This is a genomic window from Rhodopseudomonas rhenobacensis, assembly GCF_014203125.1.
In the GTDB taxonomy this organism is placed as follows: domain Bacteria; phylum Pseudomonadota; class Alphaproteobacteria; order Rhizobiales; family Xanthobacteraceae; genus Rhodopseudomonas_A; species Rhodopseudomonas_A rhenobacensis.
The window spans coordinates 1-18,127 of the sequence record NZ_JACHIH010000034.1; the positions used below are offsets into that span (position 1 = coordinate 1).

General features: G+C 68.0%; 11 protein-coding genes. 10 read left to right on the forward strand and 1 reads right to left on the reverse strand.

The genetic code is table 11. The features are described 5' to 3' along the window. Positions 1 to 265: 265 nt before the first annotated feature. Complete coding sequence (mutM, locus tag HNR60_RS20180) at positions 266 to 1,147, reverse strand: bifunctional DNA-formamidopyrimidine glycosylase/DNA-(apurinic or apyrimidinic site) lyase (RefSeq protein ID WP_184261412.1); 882 nt, start codon at positions 1,145 to 1,147, stop codon at positions 266 to 268. A 146-nt stretch (positions 1,148 to 1,293) separates the two neighbouring features. Here mutM and ubiE point away from each other — a divergent pair, with 146 nt between their 5' ends. From ubiE to addA, 10 genes are all read left to right on the forward strand, one after another. After that, positions 1,294 to 2,055, forward strand: coding sequence for a bifunctional demethylmenaquinone methyltransferase/2-methoxy-6-polyprenyl-1,4-benzoquinol methylase UbiE (ubiE, locus tag HNR60_RS20185; RefSeq protein WP_184261414.1), 762 nt, complete (start codon positions 1,294 to 1,296; stop codon positions 2,053 to 2,055). Then, the gene (gene ubiB, locus HNR60_RS20190) at positions 2,052 to 3,620 is read left to right on the forward strand and encodes a 2-polyprenylphenol 6-hydroxylase (protein WP_184261416.1); all 1,569 of its coding nucleotides are present in this window, start codon (positions 2,052 to 2,054) and stop codon (positions 3,618 to 3,620) included. The genes ubiE and ubiB overlap by 4 nt, the downstream gene beginning before the upstream one ends. An 80-nt stretch (positions 3,621 to 3,700) precedes the next feature. After that, positions 3,701 to 5,128 carry a bifunctional phosphopantothenoylcysteine decarboxylase/phosphopantothenate--cysteine ligase CoaBC gene (gene coaBC / locus HNR60_RS20195; protein WP_347339363.1) on the forward strand — a complete coding sequence of 476 codons (1,428 nt, stop codon included), beginning with the start codon at positions 3,701 to 3,703 and terminating at the stop codon, positions 5,126 to 5,128. Continuing rightward, positions 5,125 to 5,583: a dUTP diphosphatase gene (gene dut, locus HNR60_RS20200; protein ID WP_184261418.1), complete on the forward strand. Its 459-nt coding sequence runs from the start codon at positions 5,125 to 5,127 to the stop codon at positions 5,581 to 5,583. The genes coaBC and dut overlap by 4 nt, the downstream gene beginning before the upstream one ends. 270 nt (positions 5,584 to 5,853) lie before the next feature. Then, on the forward strand, positions 5,854 to 8,385 hold the full coding sequence (locus HNR60_RS20205; RefSeq protein ID WP_184261420.1) for a sensor histidine kinase: 2,532 nt from the start codon (positions 5,854 to 5,856) through the stop codon (positions 8,383 to 8,385). Then, a complete protein-coding gene (gene tsaE / locus HNR60_RS20210) occupies positions 8,382 to 9,902 on the forward strand; it encodes a tRNA (adenosine(37)-N6)-threonylcarbamoyltransferase complex ATPase subunit type 1 TsaE (protein ID WP_184261428.1) in 1,521 nt (506 codons plus the stop codon). Before HNR60_RS20205 ends, tsaE begins: the two co-directional genes overlap by 4 nt. 99 nt (positions 9,903 to 10,001) lie before the next feature. Further along, on the forward strand, positions 10,002 to 10,328 hold the full coding sequence (locus HNR60_RS20215) for a PilZ domain-containing protein (RefSeq protein ID WP_184261437.1): 327 nt from the start codon (positions 10,002 to 10,004) through the stop codon (positions 10,326 to 10,328). Positions 10,329 to 10,495: 167 nt separating this feature from the next. Beyond that, entirely contained in the window at positions 10,496 to 11,221 is a 726-nt protein-coding gene (locus HNR60_RS20220; protein ID WP_184261439.1) for a nucleotidyltransferase family protein, read from the forward strand. Positions 11,222 to 11,512: 291 nt separating this feature from the next. After that, the gene (gene addB, locus HNR60_RS20225) at positions 11,513 to 14,641 is read left to right on the forward strand and encodes a double-strand break repair protein AddB (protein WP_184261441.1); all 3,129 of its coding nucleotides are present in this window, start codon (positions 11,513 to 11,515) and stop codon (positions 14,639 to 14,641) included. Further along, positions 14,638 to 18,126, forward strand: a complete 3,489-nt coding sequence (addA, locus tag HNR60_RS20230) for a double-strand break repair helicase AddA (protein ID WP_184261444.1) — start codon at positions 14,638 to 14,640, stop codon at positions 18,124 to 18,126. Before addB ends, addA begins: the two co-directional genes overlap by 4 nt. Position 18,127: the final 1 nt, after the last annotated feature.

An 18,127-nucleotide genomic window follows, 5' to 3' on the forward strand; every position in this document is an offset into this window, starting at 1 on the left:
CGAATTTCAGCGTCTTTGCGGCAGCTAAGTGCTTGATTTGACTCAACTCGAAAAACGCAAAATCTAATAGATTCACAGGCTCTCAGGATGACGGCTGCGGTGTGTAGCGAGGGTTGTTTCGACGCCACGCAGCAACATCAGTAGATTGGCACGCCGTGGCGGCCACGTCCGCGGTTCAACACCACCGCCGTCATCCTGAGGAGCCCGGCGGAGCCCGAAGGGCGTAGCCGGGCGTCTCGAAGGATGCGCCGCGAGCGCGCCCCCCTCACTTCTGGCATTTCGGGCACCAGAAGGTCGACCTTCCGTTCTGCACGAAGCGCTTCACCACGCCGGTGCAGCCGGGCGTGCGGCACGGTTCGCCCTCGCGGTCGTAGACCGCGAAGGAATGCTGGAAATAGCCGAGTTCGCCGGAGGTCTGGCGGTGGTCGCGCAGCGACGAGCCGCCGGCTTTGATCGCCGCGTTGAGCACCGCGCGGATCGCTTCGACCAGCCGCTCGGCGCGCTCGGTCGGAGCACCCGTCCGCGTCGCCAGGGTCGCGGCGATTCGTTTGGGTGAGAGATGCGCGCCGAACAGCGCCTCGCAGACATAGATGTTGCCGAGGCCGGCGACCACGCGCTGGTCCAACAGCGCCGCCTTGAGGCTGGTCTTGCGCCCGGCGCAGGCCGAGGCCAGCAGCGCGGCGTCGAACGAATTGCCGAGCGGCTCCGGGCCGAGCCCCTTCAGAAACGGCTCGTCGGCGATCTCGCCGGGCGCCAGGATCTTCATATAGCCGAAGCGGCGCGGATCGTTGAACACCACCACCGCGCCGTTCGACATCCGGAACACCACGTGATCATGGGCGCGGTCGTCGTTGCGCGGATGGTGAAACGCCCCGGGAGTGGCCGCGGCTTCGCCCTGCAGCACCCGGAACGAGCCGGACATCCCCAGATGCATCAGGAGAACGTCGCCGGAGGACAGCTCCGCCAAAAGATATTTCGCCCGCCGCCCGAGCCCGATCACGGTCTGGCCGATCAGCCGTTTGGCCAGATCCGGCTGCAGCGCAAAGCGCAGATCGGCCCGTCGCGCCTCGAAGCCGTCGATCCGCGCGCCCGCCATGGCCGGCTCGAGCCCGCGCCGGACGGTTTCGACTTCGGGCAATTCCGGCATGGGACGCGTTCACCTTTGGTTGCCAAGGTGATAGCGCCATCGGCGGCGGCGCGCTATATGGTCCGCGAAAGACAGGTTTTGGCGATGGCGAGCGGCGCGAGCGAGGGCTTGGGCCAGCGGCGCCGCCGCTTGCAGGAGAACAAGGCATGACACAGCCGGGCGAGACCACGCATTTCGGCTTCAAGGACGTGGCGCTGGACGACAAGCAGACGCTGGTCAACGACGTGTTCCACAGCGTCGCATCGCGCTACGACCTGATGAACGATCTGATGTCGGGCGGGCTGCACCGCGCCTGGAAGAACGTCATGATCACCACGCTGAACCCGCCGCGCTCCGACGCGCCGTTCGCGCTGCTCGACGTCGCCGGCGGCACCGGCGATATTTCGTTCCGCGCGGCGAAAGCCGCCGGCGCGGGTTTCAACGCCACGGTGTGCGACATCAATTCCGACATGCTCAGCGTCGGCCGCGAACGCGCCATCGCCCGGCATCTCGACCATCAGGTGTCGTTCATCGAGGGCAACGCCGAGGCGCTGCCGTTTCCCGACAAGAGCTACGACGCCTATACGATCGCCTTCGGCATCCGCAACGTGCCGCGGATCGATCTCGCGCTGAAAGAGGCCCATCGGGTGCTGAAGCCGGGCAGCCGCTTCCTGTGCCTGGAATTCTCCACCGTCGACGTTCCCGGCCTCGCCAAGATCTACGACCTGTTCTCGTTCAACGTGATCCCGCAGATCGGCCGCGCCGTCACCGGCGACGCCGAATCCTATCAATATCTCGTCGAATCGATCCGCAAATTCCCCAAGCCCACGGTGTTCGCCGAGATGATCCGCGACGCCGGCTTTGCGCGGGTGTCCTATCAGTCGCTGTCCGGCGGCATCGTGGCGCTGCATTCGGGCTGGCGTTTGTGATCTCTGCCCTCACTCATGCGGCGCGGCTCGCCCGCGCCGGCTACGTGTTCGCGCGCGAGGGCGTGTTTGGCGTGGTCGATCCGTCGCTGGTGCCGCCGCCGGGCCAACTGGCGCTGCGGCTTGCCCGGCTGATCGAACGCCCCGGCGCCAAATCCGGCCCCAGGCTGTCGCGCGCGCTGACGCGGCTCGGCCCGGCCTATCTGAAGCTCGGTCAATTCCTGGCGACGCGCCCCGACGTGGTCGGCGTGGCGATGGCGCACGACCTCGAAAGCCTGCAGGACCGGCTGCCGCCGTTCTCGCAACAAGAGGCCGAGGCGGTGATCGCGGCGTCCTTGGAGCGCCCGGTGGCGCAGGTGTTCGTCAGCCTCAGCGAGCCGGTGGCGGCGGCCTCGATCGCCCAGGTGCATCGCGGCGAGACCGACACCGAGGGCGTGCGCAAGCGCGTCGCGGTGAAAGTGCTGCGGCCCAATGTGGCGGCGCGGTTCAACCGCGACCTCGGCGATTTCTTCTTCGTCGCCGAGAAGGCCGAGATCTATTCCTCGGAAGCCCGCCGGCTGCGGCTGGTCGAGATCATCAACACCATGTCGCGCTCGGTGGCGATGGAGATGGATTTGCGGCTGGAGGCCGCCGCCGCCTCCGAGATGGCCGAGAACACCAAGAACGATCCGGATTTCCGGGTGCCGCAGGTCGACTGGGACCGCACCACCCACAACGTGCTGACCATGGAGTGGATCGACGGCATTCCGCTGAACGATCACGCCCGGCTCGCCGAAGCCAATGTCGACGTCGCCGAACTCGGCCGCAAGGTGATCCAGAGCTTTCTGCGCCACGCGCTGCGCGACGGCTTCTTCCATGCGGACATGCATCCCGGCAACCTGTTCCTCGATCCGTCGGGACGCCTGGTCGCGGTCGACTTCGGCATCATGGGGCGGCTGGCGCCGAAGGAGCGGCGGTTTCTCGCCGAGATCCTGCTCGGCTTCATCACCCGCAATTATCGCCGCGTCGCCGAAGTGCATTTCGAGGCCGGCTACGTGCCGGCGCATCATTCGGTGGAGAATTTCGCCCAAGCGATCCGCGCCATCGGCGAGCCGATCCACAACCGCATCGCCGAAGACATTTCGATGGCGAAGCTGTTGACGCTTCTGCTCGAAGTCACCGGCCTGTTCGACATGCGCACAAGACCCGAATTGATTCTCTTGCAGAAGACCATGGTCGTCGTTGAGGGCGTCGCGCGAAGCTTCGATCCCAAGCTCGACATCTGGAAGGTCGCCGATCCCGTGGTGCGCGAATGGATCGAGCGCAACTTGGGTCCGGTCGGCAAGATCGAGACCGCGCTCAGTGGCGCCGGCGAACTCAGCCATCTGCTTTCGGGGTTGCCGGCGATCGCCGCGCGCTCGGTGGCGGTGCTCAATCAGCTCGAAGTGATGACCCGCGACGGCCTGGTGCTGGCGCCGGAGACCATCGCGGCGATCGGTCGCTCGGAGCGCAACCGCACCCGCGGCCGCACCATCGCGCTATGGATCATCGCCGCGACCTTCATCGGCGTGCTGCTGACGCTGCAGTGACACCTCATGATTTGATTGCAATGCACGCATGCCTTGCATGCAATGCGATCATTGGCTAAGTTCCACGCAGGAGAATCCGCGTGGCCAGTCTGACGATCCGCAAACTCGACGAGGCGATCAAGGCCGAGCTGCGGCAGCGCGCCGCCCGGAACGGCCGCTCGATGGAAGACGAGGCACGGACCATCCTGCGCGACGCCGCGCAGCCGCGCCACGAGTTTGCCGCAAGTTTTGACGGCTCCGCCGAGCAGCCCGCGGCGCCCCTTGGGGAGCCCGCCGCGGTCGATGGCCAGCCCCGCATCACCCTGATCGTCGGCGGCGGCATCGCCGCCTACAAATCCATGGACCTGATCCGGCGCCTGATGGAGCGCGGCTTTTCGGTGCGCTGCGTGCTCACCGCCGCCGCGCAAAAATTCGTCACGCCGCTCACCGCCAGCGCCCTGTCGCATCAGCGCTGCTATACCGATCTGTTTGATCCGATGAGCGAATTCGACGCCGGCCACATTCGGCTCGGGCGCGACTGCGAGCTCGTCGTGGTGGCGCCGGCGACCGCCGACCTGATGGCCAAGATGGCGAACGGCCACGCCGACGACCTCGCCAGCGCGATCCTGCTCGCCGCCAACCGGCCGATCCTGCTGGCGCCGGCGATGAATCCGCTGATGTGGAATAACGCGGCCACGCGCCGCAACGTCGCGCAGCTGGTCCGCGACGGCGTCCACATGGTCGGCCCCAACGCCGGCGAGATGGCCGAGAAGGGCGAAGCCGGCACCGGGCGGATGGCCGAGCCGATTGAAATTGCCGCTGCGGCCCAGGCGTTTCTGCGACCGCAACAAGCGCAGCCACTGGCCGGCTGCAAGCTGCTGATCACCGCCGGTCCGACCCACGAGCCGATCGATCCGGTGCGCTACATCGCCAATCGCTCCTCGGGCAAACAGGGTTTTGCGATCGCCGCGGCCGCCGCAGCCGCCGGCGCCGAGGTCACGCTGATCTCCGGTCCGGTCGAATTGCACGATCCCGCGGGCGTGCATGTGATCCGCGTCGAATCCGCGCGCGAGATGCTGGATGCGGTGAACGCCGCGCTGCCGGCCGACGTCGCGGTCTTCGCCGCCGCGGTCGCCGATTGGCGCGTCGAAAGCGAAGGCGGCCAGAAGATCAAGAAAGGCGCCGGCGCGCCGCCGCCTTTGCTACTCACCGAAAATCCCGACATCCTCGCCAGCATCGCGAAGCGCGAACAAAATCGCCCGCCGCTGGTGATCGGCTTCGCCGCCGAGACCGAGCATCTGCTCGACAACGCCAAGTCAAAGCTCGCGCGAAAGGGCTGCGACTGGATCGTCGCCAATGACGTCTCGCCGGCCACCGGCGTGATGGGCGGCGACCGCAACACCATCCACCTCCTGACCCGCGCCGCCGATGAGATCAGCGTCGAGTCCTGGCCGGTGATGTCGAAAGACCAAGTTGCCACCGCGCTGATTGCGCGTATTTCCAAAGCTGTAAGGACCACCGAATCATGACCGTCGCTATCTCCGCCGCCGTTCAGCAATTGCCGCATGGTGAAGGCCTCGCGCTGCCGGCCTATCAGAGCGCGCACGCCGCAGGATTAGACCTGCTCGCCGCCGTCGCCCCCGACGCGCCGCTGGTGCTGGCGCCGGGAACCTACGCGCTGGTGCCGACCGGGCTGAAGCTCGAGCTGCCGCCCGGCTTTGAAGCGCAGGTGCGGCCGCGCTCCGGGCTCGCGGCGCGGCACGGCGTCACCGTGCTGAATGCGCCCGGCACCATCGACGCCGATTATCGCGGCGAGATCGGCGTACTGCTGATCAATCACGGCAGCCAACCCTTTACGATTCGCCGCGGCGAGCGAATCGCCCAGATGGTGGTGGCCAAGGTGGCGCGGGTCGAGCTCACGGTCGTCAGCTCGCTCGAAGAAACCGAGCGCGGCAGCGGCGGATTCGGCTCGACCGGGCGCTGATCGCGGCCAAAAGGGCGCGGAAGAAATTAAAATTGTCCATTTTTGGTCTGCGCCCGCCGTTCACGATCTGGACTCTTACCCGTCTTGTCCGGTTGGGGATAATGTCGCTCGATTCGTGACCGGCAAAAATGGGGCACGATCGGCTGAGTGGAGTCCGGTTCGCTCGGATCGCGCGCAACTCTTCGTCAGCGCGTGTTTCGACGGCGTATCGCCGACGCTTGCCGATCGGCTGTGTGGCGCCGGTCGTTCGTTCCGCGGTTTGGGGCTCTCATGTCAGGCGTGATCGCATCGATGCGTCGGACCTTGCTGTCGTGCACGGCGCTGGCACGCAGCGGCGGCGCAGGCGTCGCGTTGGCGATCGGCGCCGCGGTGGCCTCGGCGTCGGCGGCGGAGGCCCCGGCGGAATCCGCGCTCGGCGCGCTGTTCGATTTCAGCCGTCAGGACGTCATCGCGCTGACCATGGCGGCGGCCGTGCTCGGCTTTTCGGTGGTCGCAGCGATCCTGTTGATGCGCACGCGGCTGCGCGCCGCCGCCTGCGAGGCGCAGCTGCGCGGCAATATCCAAACCCTGCAGCTCGAGGCCGACCGTTTCCGCGCGCTGTTGTTCGCCGAGTCCCAGGTGCTGGTCACCTGGGCCGCGGGCGACACCCGGCCGCAGATCAGCGGCGACGTCTCGCTGTTGATCCCGCAGGCCGCCGTCGGCGCCGAGCAGACCGTTCCGCCGCAACGCATCCTGGCGTTCGGAACCTGGATGCCGCCGGAGCCGGCGCTGAAGATGGACCACGCCGTCGACGCCTTGCTGGAAGCCGGCGAGAGTTTTCAGCTCAACCTCGTCACCTCGACCGGCCGCAACATTGAGGCGATGGGCCGCGCGGTCGGCGGCCAGGCCATCGTGCGGATCCGCGATCTCTCCGGGCTGCGCCGCGAACTCGCCGAGATGACGCAACGCTATAGGACGTTGCAGCAAGACACCGAGATGCTGCGCGACTTCGCCGCGGCGGCCCCCTGGCCGATCTGGACCAGGCGCGAGGGCGGCCAGTTGAACTACGCCAACGCCGCCTATGCGCGCGCCACCGACAGCGCCAGCGTCGCCGACGCGGTCGACCGCAATCTCGAACTGCTGGAAAGCAACGACCGCAGCGCGCTCGGCCGCGCGCTCAATGACAACGCCAATTTCACCGCCCGGCTGCCGATCGTGGTCGGCGGCGAGCGCCGGATCTACGACGTTCACGCCATGAAGGTGCGCGGCGGCAGCGCCGGCGCCGCGATCGACGCCAGCGAAGCCTATGCGCTCGGCGCAGCCTTAGTGCGGATGGCCGAAGCGCACCGCCGCACACTCGATCAATTGTCGAGCGGCGTCGCGGTGTTCGACGAGCAGCACCGGCTCGCCTTCTACAACGATTCCTATCGCCGGCTGTGGGATCTCGACCGCACCTTTCTGGACAGCAACCCCGACGATTCCAGCGTGCTCGACCGGCTGCGCGCGTCGCGCAAATTGCCGGAGCAGCCGAATTTCCGCGAATGGAAGGCGCGGCTGCACGAGGCCTACCGCGCCGTCGATCCCGCCAAGGACGTCTGGTATTTGCCCGACGGCCGCGCGCTGTCGATCGTCACCACGCCGAATCCCGAAGGCGGCGTCACCTATCTGTTCGACGACGTCACCGAGAGCCTGGAACTGGCGCGCCGCTTCGACGGCCTGATCAACGTGCAGCGCGAGACGCTGGACAATCTCGCCGAAGCGGTCGCGGTGTTCGGCAGCAATGGCTGCGCGAGGCTGTTCAACCCGCCATTCGCGCGGATGTGGAACCTGTCGCCGGAAGCGCTGCAGCTGCAGCCGCATATCGAAACGGTGGTGGACTGGTGCCGACCGTTGTTCGACGACGCGCCAACTTGGCAGACGTTGCGCGGCGCCATCACCGGCATCGAGAACCGCATCGCGATTCCGTTGAAGCTGGAGCGCCGCGACGGCAGCGTGCTGAACTGCATGACCATGCCGCTGCCCGACGGCGCCACCATGCTGACGTTCCAGGACATCACCGACACCGAGAACGTCGAGCGGGCGCTGCGCGAGCGCAACGAGGCGCTGGAAACCGCCGACCAGATGAAGGTCGATTTCGTCCACCACGTCTCCTACGAGCTGCGCTCGCCGCTGACCACCATCATCGGCTTCGCGCATTTCCTCAGCGACCCCTCGACCGGACCGCTGACCGAAAAGCAGGAAGAATATCTCAGCTACATCACCACCTCGACCAACGCGCTGCTCGCGATCATCAACAACATCCTCGACCTCGCCACCATCGACGCCGGCGCGATGACGCTGAATCTCGGCGAGGTCGACATCCGCAAGGCGATCGAGGCCGCCACCGAAGGCATCCAGGATCGGCTGGCCCGCGACCATATCGTGCTGGAAGTCGACGCCGCGCCGGACATCGGCCATTTCATCGCCGACGAACGCCGCGTCGTGCAGGTGCTGTACAATCTGCTGGCCAACGCGGTCGGCTTCTCGCCGCAGCACGCCGCGATCACGCTCAGCGCCAGACGCACCGAGAAGACCGTGGTGTTCACCGTAACCGACACCGGCCCGGGGATTCCGCCCAACGTCAAGGAGAAGGTGTTCGACTGGTTCGAGAGCCATTCCAACGGCTCGCGGCATCGCGGCGCCGGATTAGGGCTGTCCTTGGTGCGCTCCTTCGTCGAGCTGCACGGCGGCAAGGTGCGGATCGATTCGGTGGTCGGCAAGGGCACCACGCTGACCTGCACGTTTCCGATCGATCAGTCGCAGCAACGCAACGCCGCTGAATGACCGCCCCCGTCACATTCTCGCTGGCGCTGCTCAACGAGACCGCCACCGCCAATCTGATGGCCGATCTGGCGCTGCTGATCGGGCCCGGCGACGTCATCACGCTGTCCGGCGATCTCGGCGCCGGCAAGACCGCCGCGGCGCGGGCGATGATCCGCTATCTCGCCGGCGATCCCGAGCTCGAAGTGCCGAGCCCGACCTTCACGCTGGCGCAGAGCTACGAGTTGCCGCCGTTCCCGCTGCTGCACGCCGACCTCTACCGCATCGAGGACCCGTCCGAACTGGAAGAGATCGGGTTGTCGCCGTTGCCCGAGGGCACCGTCGCGCTGATCGAGTGGCCGGAGCGCGCGCCGGGTCTGCTGCCGGCCGACCGCATCGACATCGCGCTGACGCATCGCCCGGCGCTCGGCAGCGCGGCGCGCGCCGCGGAGATCACCGGCCACGGCAAGGCCGCCGCCCAGGTCGACCGGCTGATCACCTTGCTGGGCTTCCTCGACGAGTCCGGCACCGCCGACGCGCGGCGGCAACGCATGGCCGGCGACGCCTCGACGCGGTCCTACGCGCGACTGATCCGCGACGGCGTCTCGCTGATCCTGATGAATTCGCCGCCGCGCCCGGACGGCCCCGCGCTCTATGCCGGCAAAAGCTACAGCGCCGCGGTGCATCTTGCCGAGGACGTCCGGCCGTTCGTGGCGATCGCCAACGGCCTGCGCGCGCGCGGCTTCTCTGCGCCGGCGATCCATCACGCCGACCTCGACGCCGGCTTTCTGATCACCGAGGATTTCGACAGCGAGAGTTTCCTGGCGGGCGAGCCGCCGGCGCCGATCGCCGAGCGCTACCAGGCCGCGACCGACATGCTGGCGGAGCTGCATCGTGAGCCGCTGCCGGATACGCTGCCGTTGTCGCCGCACGCCGACTATGTGATTCCGCGCTTCGACGTCGACGCGATGCTGATCGAAATCGGCCTGATGCCGGAATGGTATCTGCCCGACCGCGGCGTCACGCCGACACGAGAACTGGGCGAGGAGTTCATCGCGATGTGGCGCGCCCTGCTCGCGCCGCACGAGTCCGAGCCGACCACCTGGGTGCTGCGCGACTTCCATTCGCCGAACCTGATCTGGCTCGACGAGCGCGAGGGCATCGCCAAGGTCGGGGTGATCGATTTTCAGGACACCGTGCTGGGACCCGCGGCCTACGACCTGGTGTCGTTGCTGCAGGATGCCCGGCTTGATGTCCCGGAGGCGCTCGAACTGGCGCTATTGGCGCGCTACATCAAGGCGCGGCGCGCCGCCGACGCCGGCTTCGATGCGGTCGCCTTCGCCGAGATCTATGCGGTGATGTCGGCGCAGCGCAACACCCGGCTGCTCGGCACTTTCGCCAGGCTGAATAGCCGCGATGGCAAGCCGCATTATCTGCGCCACCTGCCGCGGATCTGGACCTATCTCAACCGCTCGCTGGCGCATCCGAAGCTGGCGCCGCTGCGCGACTGGTACAAAGCCCACGTGCCGCCGCCGACCTGAGCCAGGTATCTTTACCAGTTATTAGCCGACCGCCCGGTAGTCTTGGTCGATACCCTGCCGTGGCGGGGATGCGATGCTGTGCGGACGGAGGAGGAGACCATGGCTGCTGCGGAGCGCCGCAAAGGCACGCGTGTGGTGTTCGAACGCGGGCTCGATGCCCACATGATGGCGATCGACGGCACCTGGCGCCGGGCCTGCAAGGTCGAAGACGTCTCCGAAATCGGCGCCAAGCTCAGCATCGAGGGCTCGGTGGAAGGACTCAACCTCAAGGAGTTCTTCCTGCTGCTGTCGTCGACCGGGCTGGCCTATCGCCGCTGCGAACTGACCTGGGTGAACGGCGACCAGATCGGCGTCAATTTCCTGCGCCCGAGCGACAAGAAGAAGCGCGCCGCCGACCGCGGCAAGCCGCAGACCGTCGCACCCTGACGAGCGATCGGTCGCCGCCACCGTGCGGCCGCGGCGACGTCGTATAGCCGTCATCGCCGACCATTATTGCGGACAGGCCGAACGCCGGCCCGGATGCAACGCCGCTGGATTGCGTGTTAAACTGATCCGCAGCGAATCCGAAAAGACCCTTGCAGTCGAGAGCGTCGATGTCCGTCAAGCCAGACAGAGCCATGATCCTCGCCGCCGGGCTTGGCCTGCGAATGCGGCCGATCACCGACACCATCCCGAAGCCGCTGGTCAGCGTCGCCGGCAAGCCGCTGCTCGATCACGTGCTCGACCGCCTGGCCGAAGCCGGCGTCGCCGAGGCCGTGGTCAACGTGCACTATCTGCCCGACCAGATCATCGACCACGTCGCCGGCCGCAAGCAGCCGCGGGTGCTGATTTCCGACGAGCGCGATGCGGTGCTCGGCACCGGCGGCGCCGTGGTCAAAGCGCTGCCCTTGCTCGGCGCCACGCCGTTCTTTCATCTCAACGCCGACACCATGTGGATCGACGGCGCGCAGTCGAACCTGGCGCGGCTCGCCGCGACCTTCGACCCCGAGCGGATGGACATCCTGCTGTTGATGGCGGCGACCGCCAATTCCATCGGCTATAGCGGCAGCGGCGATTATGCGATGGCGCCGGACGGCACCTTGCGCAAGCGCAAGGAGCTCGAAGTGGTGCCGTTCGTCTATGCGGGCGTGGCGATCATGTCGCCGCAGCTGTTCGCCGAGGCGCCGCAGGGCGAGTTTCCGCTGACCCGGATCTTCGACCGCGTCAGCGAACAAGGCCGGCTGTTCGGCCTGCGGCTCGACGGCGTCTGGATGCATGTCGGCACCCCGGACGCGATCCAGACCGCCGAACGCGCCTATCTCGCCAGCAGCGTGGTCTGACGCGTTTCGGGCGCATCCTTCGAGACGCCCGACTTCGTGCTTGCGGACTTCGCCGGGCTCCTCAGGATGACGGCGAAGATGTTGAACCTCTTATGAAATCACACAACGGGCCGTCATCCTGAGGTGCGCGCCGGAACCGGCGCCACCAAATGTACGGCGCTTCGTGGCGCGCCTCGAAGGATGACCGCCGCGCGGCCATGCAGCCCCGGGCAATGCAGCCACCGGCCGGCGGCACTCCCGCCGCGCGTCGGCGCGTGGCATGATGCAGCCGCTCGGCGAATCGGGATCTTCATGCGCGTTTTCAATATTCCGGCCTCGGCGCCGTTCCTGCGCACGCTGATTGCCGCGCTGGTCGAGGGCCGGCTGCTGCCGGGCTTCGACGCCCGCGCCGATCCTCGGCGGCTGGCCGAAGCCACGCTGTATCTGCCGACCCGGCGCGCCGGGCGGATGGCGCGTGAGATCTTTCTCGACGTGCTGCAGAGCGACGCGGTGCTGCTGCCGCGGATCGTCGCGCTCGGCGGCATCGACGAGGACGAACTGGCGTTCGCCGAAGACGCCGAGCCGTTCGAAGGCAGCGCGTCACTGGAGATTCCGCCGAACCTCGCCGAACTCGACCGCCGGCTGATCCTGGCGCGACTGGTCGCGGCGTGGGGCAAGGAGCTGGCGCCGCTGGTGGTCGGCGGCCCGGCCTCGGCGCTGGCGCTGGCCGGCGATCTGGCGCGGCTGATGGACGACATGGTGACCCGCAAGGTCGATTGGGCGCAGCTCGACGGGCTGGTGCCGGACGAGTTGGACCAATACTGGCAGCTGTCGTTGGATTTTCTGAAGATCGCCCGCGACTATTGGCCGGCCTATCTCGCCGACAACCAGCTGATCGAGCCGGCGGCGCGGCGCGATCTTTTGATCGACGCGGAAGCCAAGCGGCTCGCCGCGCATCATTCCGGCCCGGTGATCGCCGCCGGCTCCACCGGCTCGATGCCGGCGACCGCGCGGTTTCTCCGCGCCATCGCCGCGCTGCCGCAGGGCGCGGTGGTGCTGCCCGGGCTCGACACCGATCTTGACGACGACGCCTGGCAAAAGATCGGCGGCACCCGCGACGCCGCCGGCAAGGCCTCCACGCCGCCGTCGTCGAACCATCCGCAATTCGCGCTGCATGCCTTGCTTGAGACCTTCGGCATCGAACGCCGCGACGTCGTTCCGCTCGGCGAGCCGGCGCCGCGCGGCCGCGAGCTGCTGGTCTCCGAGGCGATGCGACCATCGAACGCCACCGCGCAATGGCACCAGCGCCTCGCCGAGCCCGCGGTCGAGCAGAACATCGCCGCCGGCATGACTGAGCTGGCGGTGATCTCCGCCGACAATCCGGAGATGGAAGCGCTGGCGATCGCGGTGGCGATGCGGCAAGCGCGCGAGCTGAACAAGTCGGCCGCGCTGGTGACGCCGGACCGCGCGCTGGCGCGGCGGGTGATGGCGGCGTTGGGCCGCTGGAAGCTGCCGTTCGACGATTCCGGCGGCGACGCCCTGATCGACACCCCGCACGGCATTTTCGCACGCCTCGCCGCGATGGCTGCCACCGCGCAGCTCGAGCCGGCAACCCTGCTGGCGCTGTTGAAGCATCCGCTGCTGCGGCTCGGTCAGGCCGCCGGCTTCTGGCGCGACGCGGTCGAGACCTTGGAGCAGGCGGTGCTGCGCGGCACCCGCCCCGCCGCCGGCAGCGCGGGCCTCGCGCGTGACTTCGCCCGCTTCCGCGACGAACTCGGCAAACTGCGCCACCGCGAGACCTCGATGCTGCACGGCTCCGAGCCGCGCGCCCGGCTGCGCGATGAGGCGCTCGATCGCGCGCAGGCGCTGATCGGCGAATTGCAAAGCGCGCTGGCGCCGCTGGAAGCGCTCGATGCCAATCAGCCGTTGGATTTTTCCGAACTCGCCAAGCAACATCGCGCCGTCGTCACCGCCCTCTCCCGCGACGACGATGGTTTTGCAGCGGCGTTCGACGGCCCGCAGGGCTCCGCGCTGGAATCCGCGTTCGAGGATCTGCCGAAGGCGAGCGGGCTTGTGGCGCAGCCCGGCGACTACCCGGAATTATTCCAGACCGCGTTCGCCGACCGCGTCGTGCGCCGCCCGGAAGCGGAAAGCGTCGCGCTGCGGATCTTCGGCCCGTTGGAAGCCCGGCTGACGCAATGCGACCGGGTGATTCTCGGCGGGCTGGTCGAAGGCATCTGGCCGCCGGCGCCGCGCAGCGATCCGTGGCTGAGCCGGCCGATGCGGCATCAGCTGAAACTCGATCTGCCGGAGCGCCGCATCGGGCTCTCCGCGCACGACTTCGCGCAGATGCTCGGCGCCGACGAAGTGATCCTCAGCCACGCCGCCAAGGTCGCCGGCGCGCCGGCAGTGGCGTCGCGCTTCCTGCATCGGCTGGAGGCGGTGGCCGGCGCGGAACGCTGGAAAGCCGCCGAGGCGCGCGGCCAGATCTATCTCGATTACGCCCACGCGCTCGACCGCCCTGACAAGGTCGTGCCGATCGCGCAGCCGATGCCGCGGCCGCCGCGCGACGCCCGGCCGCTGCAATTGTCGGTCACCGCGATCGAGGATTGGCTGCGCGACCCCTACACCATCTACGCCAAGTTCATTCTCAAGCTCACGCCGCTCGACCCGGTCGACATGCCGCTGTCGGCGGCGGATCGCGGCTCGGCGATCCACGAGTCGCTCGGCGAATTCACGCAAGTCTTCGCGCAGGCGCTGCCGGACGATCCGGCCGTCGCGTTGCGCGCCATCGGGCAAAAGCATTTCGCGCCGCTGATGGAGCGCCCGGAGGCCCGCGCGCTGTGGTGGCCGCGCTTCCTGCGAATTGCATCCTGGTTCGCCACCTGGGAGACCGAGCGCCGGCTCAACGTCGCCCATGTCGACGCCGAGACCCGCGGCACGCTTAGCATCCCGCTCGATGCTACCCGCAGCTTCATCCTCTCGGCGCGCGCCGACCGCATCGAGCGCCGCGCCGACCGCACCTTCGCGATCCTCGACTACAAGACCGGCCGCCCGCCGACCGGCAAGCAGGTGCGGATGGGGCTGTCGCCGCAATTGACGCTGGAAGCCGCGATCCTGCGCGAAGGCGGCTTCGACGGCATCGCCGCGGGCTCCTCGGTGAGCGAACTGGTCTACGTCAAACTCAGCGGCAACAACCCGCCGGGCGAGGAGAAAATCCTCGAACTGAAACGCGACCGAACTGAAGAGGCGCTATTCCCCGACGATGCCGCGAGCGAAGCCCGCGCCAAGCTCGAAGCCCTGATCCGCAAATTCGACGATGCAACTACGCCCTACTCGTCGCTGAACCTGCCGATGTGGGCCAACCGTTACGGCCACTACGACGATCTGGCGCGGATCAAGGAATGGTCGGCGGCCGGCGGGCTCGGAGACGGCCAATGAGCGGGCGCGTGATTCCCCCCGCCGCCACCGAGCGGCAAGTGCAAGCTTCCGATCCGACCGCCTCGGTGTTCGTTTCTGCGAATGCCGGCTCCGGCAAGACCCACGTGCTGGTGCAGCGGGTGATCCGCCTGCTGCTGAATGGCGTGCCGCCGGAGAAGATCCTCTGCATCACCTTCACCAAGGCGGCCGCCGCCAACATGGCGCAGCGGGTGTTCAGCACGCTCGGGCATTGGGTGACGCTGAGCGACGACAATCTCGACGCCGCGATCAAGAGCGCCGGCATCGCCCAACCAGACTCCAAAACGCGGATGCGGGCGCGCGAATTGTTCGCCTGCGCGCTGGAGACACCGGGCGGGCTCAAGGTGCAGACCATCCACGCGTTGTGCACCCGGCTGCTGCAACAGTTTCCGTTCGAGGCCAATGTGCCGGCGCGGTTCGCGGTGCTGGACGAGCGCGACCAGACCGAGATGATGGAGCGCGCCAGTCTCTCGGTGCTGCTGCAGGCGGCGCAGGCGCCGCATAGCGCCGCCGGCAAAGCTTTGACCGTAGCGATGACCAGCGCCGCCGACGTGACGTTTCGCGACGTGGTGCGCGACGCCTGTTTCAGCCGCGACAAGTTCATGGCCTGGATTGCGCGCGCCGGTTCCACCGAGGCGGCGATGGCGCAGCTCTCCGCGGCGCTTGGCGTTGCCCCCGACGACAGCTGCGCCGCGGTCGACCAGGAGATCATCGACGGACCGAACCTGCCGCGGGCGCGCTGGGAAAAGGCCGCGTCGATTCTGGACGGTGGCAGCAAGACCGACGGCGATCAGGCCGAACGGCTGCGGCAGGCCGCGACGCTTACAGGCAACGACCAGATCGATCGCTATCTGCAGATCTTCCTGACCAAGGATTTTAGCCCGCGCAAGTCGCTGGCCACCAAGAAAATCGCCGAGGCCCGTCCCGATCTGGTGGCGGCGCTGAAGCGCGAATGCGAGCGGATCGGCCCGCTATTGGAGCGCCGCCGCGCGCTGGCGCTGCGCGAGCGCACCCAAGCGCTGCTGGTGATCGCCAGCGACGTCGCGGCGAACTACGCGCGGCAGAAGCAGGATCGCGGCCTCCTGGACTATGACGACCTGATCGACAAGACGCTCGACATGCTGAACCGGATTTCGTCGGGCTGGGTGCACTACAAGCTCGACCGCGGCGTCGACCACGTGCTGATCGACGAGGCGCAGGACACCAGCCCGCGGCAATGGGACATCGTCGACCACCTGATTTCGGAATTCACCGCCGGCGCAGGCGCCCGCGACGTCAAGCGCACGATCTTCGCGGTCGGCGACGAGAAGCAGTCGATCTTCTCGTTCCAGGGCGCCTCGCCACGCGAATTCGCATTGCGGCGCGGCGCGCTGCAGACCCGCTTCCGCAACGCCGAGCTGAAGTTCGATCCGATCAGCTTCAACTACTCGTTCCGCTCCGGTGCTGCGATCCTGCAATCGGTCGATCACGTGTTCCGCGACCAGGCGATCTATCGCAGCATCCATGCCGACACCACCTATCCGATCCACGAATCGCTGGCCGACGCCGGCCCCAGCCTGATCGATCTGTGGGAATTGCAGCAGCCCGACGAGCGTCAGGACATCGAAGGCTGGCGGGCGCCGTTCGACGCGCTGCCGGAGACCAGCCCCGAGGTGAAGCTTGCGCAACGGGTGCAGGCCGAGATCGCCGAATTGATCAGCAACGGCACGCAGACCGGGCCTCGCGGCGATCGCCGTGCGCTACGCTATGGCGACGTGCTGATCCTGGTGCGCCGCCGCGGCAAGGCGTTCGACGCCATCATCCAGGCCTTGAAGCGCGGCGGCATTCCGGTCGCCGGCGCCGACCGGCTGAAGCTGACCGAGCACATCGCGATCATCGACCTGATGAATCTCGCCGACGCGCTGCTGCTGCCGCAGGACGATCTGGCGCTCGCGGTGGCGCTGAAGAGCCCGCTGTTCGGGCTCGACGACGACGAGCTGTTCAAGCTGGCCTGGCAGCGCAAAGGCAGCCTGCGCGACGCCTTGGCGGCGCACGCCGGGGACGGTGCGAAATTCAAAGCCGCGCATCGGCGGCTGCAAGACTGCGCCGACAATGTCGCGAAAACCCCGTTCGCGTTCTACGCCTGGCTGCTCGGCGGCGACGGCGGTCGCGCCCGCATCCTGCGCCGGCTCGGCCATGAGGCGACCGACGCGCTCGACGAATTCCTCGAACTGGCGCTCGGCTATGAGCGCAAGGCACCGGCCTCGCTGCAGGGCTTCATGGCCTGGCTGCGCGCCGCCGACACCGAGGTGAAGCGCGACATGGAAATCTCCCGCGACGAGGTGCGGGTGATGACGGTGCACGGCGCCAAGGGGCTGGAGGCGCCGGTGGTGTTCCTGGTCGACACCACCTCATCGCCGGCGGATAGCCAGCGGCTCAACCTGGTGCATCTGCCGCAGGGCAACGCCGCGCCGAACGGTCCAAGCGTCGCGGTATGGGCCGGCAAGAAGGCCGACGACCCCCCGGTGGTCGCCGAAGCCCGCGCGGCGATGATCGCCGAGACCGAGGACGAATATCGCCGGCTCTTGTATGTGGCGATGACGCGCGCCGCCGACCGGCTGATCGTCGGCGGCTGCCAGCCCGGCAACCGCGCCGAGGTGCGGCCGTTGTCGTGGTACGACCTGATCGCCAAGGGCCTCGAAGGCTCGGGCCTTTCGATGCAGACCGTGCCGCCGCCGGACGGCGTGGTGAAGCGCTATTGCCGCGCGGAGGATCTTGCGCCGGAGCAGGCTCAAGCCGAAGCGCCCGCCCGCAAGGACGCGCCCACGCCGGAGCCGCTGCCCGCATGGTTACGGCTGCCGGCCGCGCCGACGCCCGCCGCCGAGCGGGTGCTGCGGCCGTCCGACGATGCCGGCAGCCGCCGCAGCCGTGCCGAGGACGGCAGCGGCCCGCGCGCCCAGGCGCGGCAGCGCGGCCAGTTGGTGCATCGGTTGTTGCAGTCGCTGCCGGATCTGCCGCGCGAGCGCCGCGCCGAGGCCGCCGCGCGCTATCTGGCGCGCAACACCACCAACGACACCTGGCCCGAACAGGACCGCACCGCGCTGGCCGCCTCGGTGCTGGCGCTGATCGACGATCCGCGCCTCGCCGCGCTATTCGGCCCCGGCAGCCGCGCCGAGGTGCCGATCGCCGGACGGCTGGCCCGCCCCGGCGGCGAGAGCGTGCTGGTCTCCGGCCAGATCGACCGGCTGCTGGTGACGCCCGCCGAGGTGCTGCTGGTCGACTTCAAGACCAACCAGGCGCCGCCGCGCACGCCGGCCGAAGCCCCGGCCGGCTATCTGCGGCAGCTCGCGCTGTATCGCGCCGTGCTTGCCAAGTTATACCCGGAGCGAACCCTGCGGGCCGCCCTGATCTGGACCGAAATCACTGAAATCATGGAGATTTCTGACAGCGCGCTGGACGCAGGGCTGGCAGCCATCATGTCCGCGTGAG

Excerpts from the sequence above, each read along its gene's own strand:
- mutM (WP_184261412.1), bottom strand. The coding sequence starts at position 1,147 with ATGCCGGAATTGCCCGAAGTCGAAACCGTCCGGCGCGGGCTCGAGCCG.
- ubiE (WP_184261414.1), top strand. The coding sequence starts at position 1,294 with ATGACACAGCCGGGCGAGACCACGCATTTCGGCTTCAAGGACGTGGCG.
- dut (WP_184261418.1), top strand. The coding sequence starts at position 5,125 with ATGACCGTCGCTATCTCCGCCGCCGTTCAGCAATTGCCGCATGGTGAA.
- HNR60_RS20205 (WP_184261420.1), top strand. The coding sequence starts at position 5,854 with ATGTCAGGCGTGATCGCATCGATGCGTCGGACCTTGCTGTCGTGCACG.
- tsaE (WP_184261428.1), top strand. The coding sequence starts at position 8,382 with ATGACCGCCCCCGTCACATTCTCGCTGGCGCTGCTCAACGAGACCGCC.
- HNR60_RS20215 (WP_184261437.1), top strand. The coding sequence starts at position 10,002 with ATGGCTGCTGCGGAGCGCCGCAAAGGCACGCGTGTGGTGTTCGAACGC.
- HNR60_RS20220 (WP_184261439.1), top strand. The coding sequence starts at position 10,496 with ATGTCCGTCAAGCCAGACAGAGCCATGATCCTCGCCGCCGGGCTTGGC.
- addB (WP_184261441.1), top strand. The coding sequence starts at position 11,513 with ATGCGCGTTTTCAATATTCCGGCCTCGGCGCCGTTCCTGCGCACGCTG.
- addA (WP_184261444.1), top strand. The coding sequence starts at position 14,638 with ATGAGCGGGCGCGTGATTCCCCCCGCCGCCACCGAGCGGCAAGTGCAA.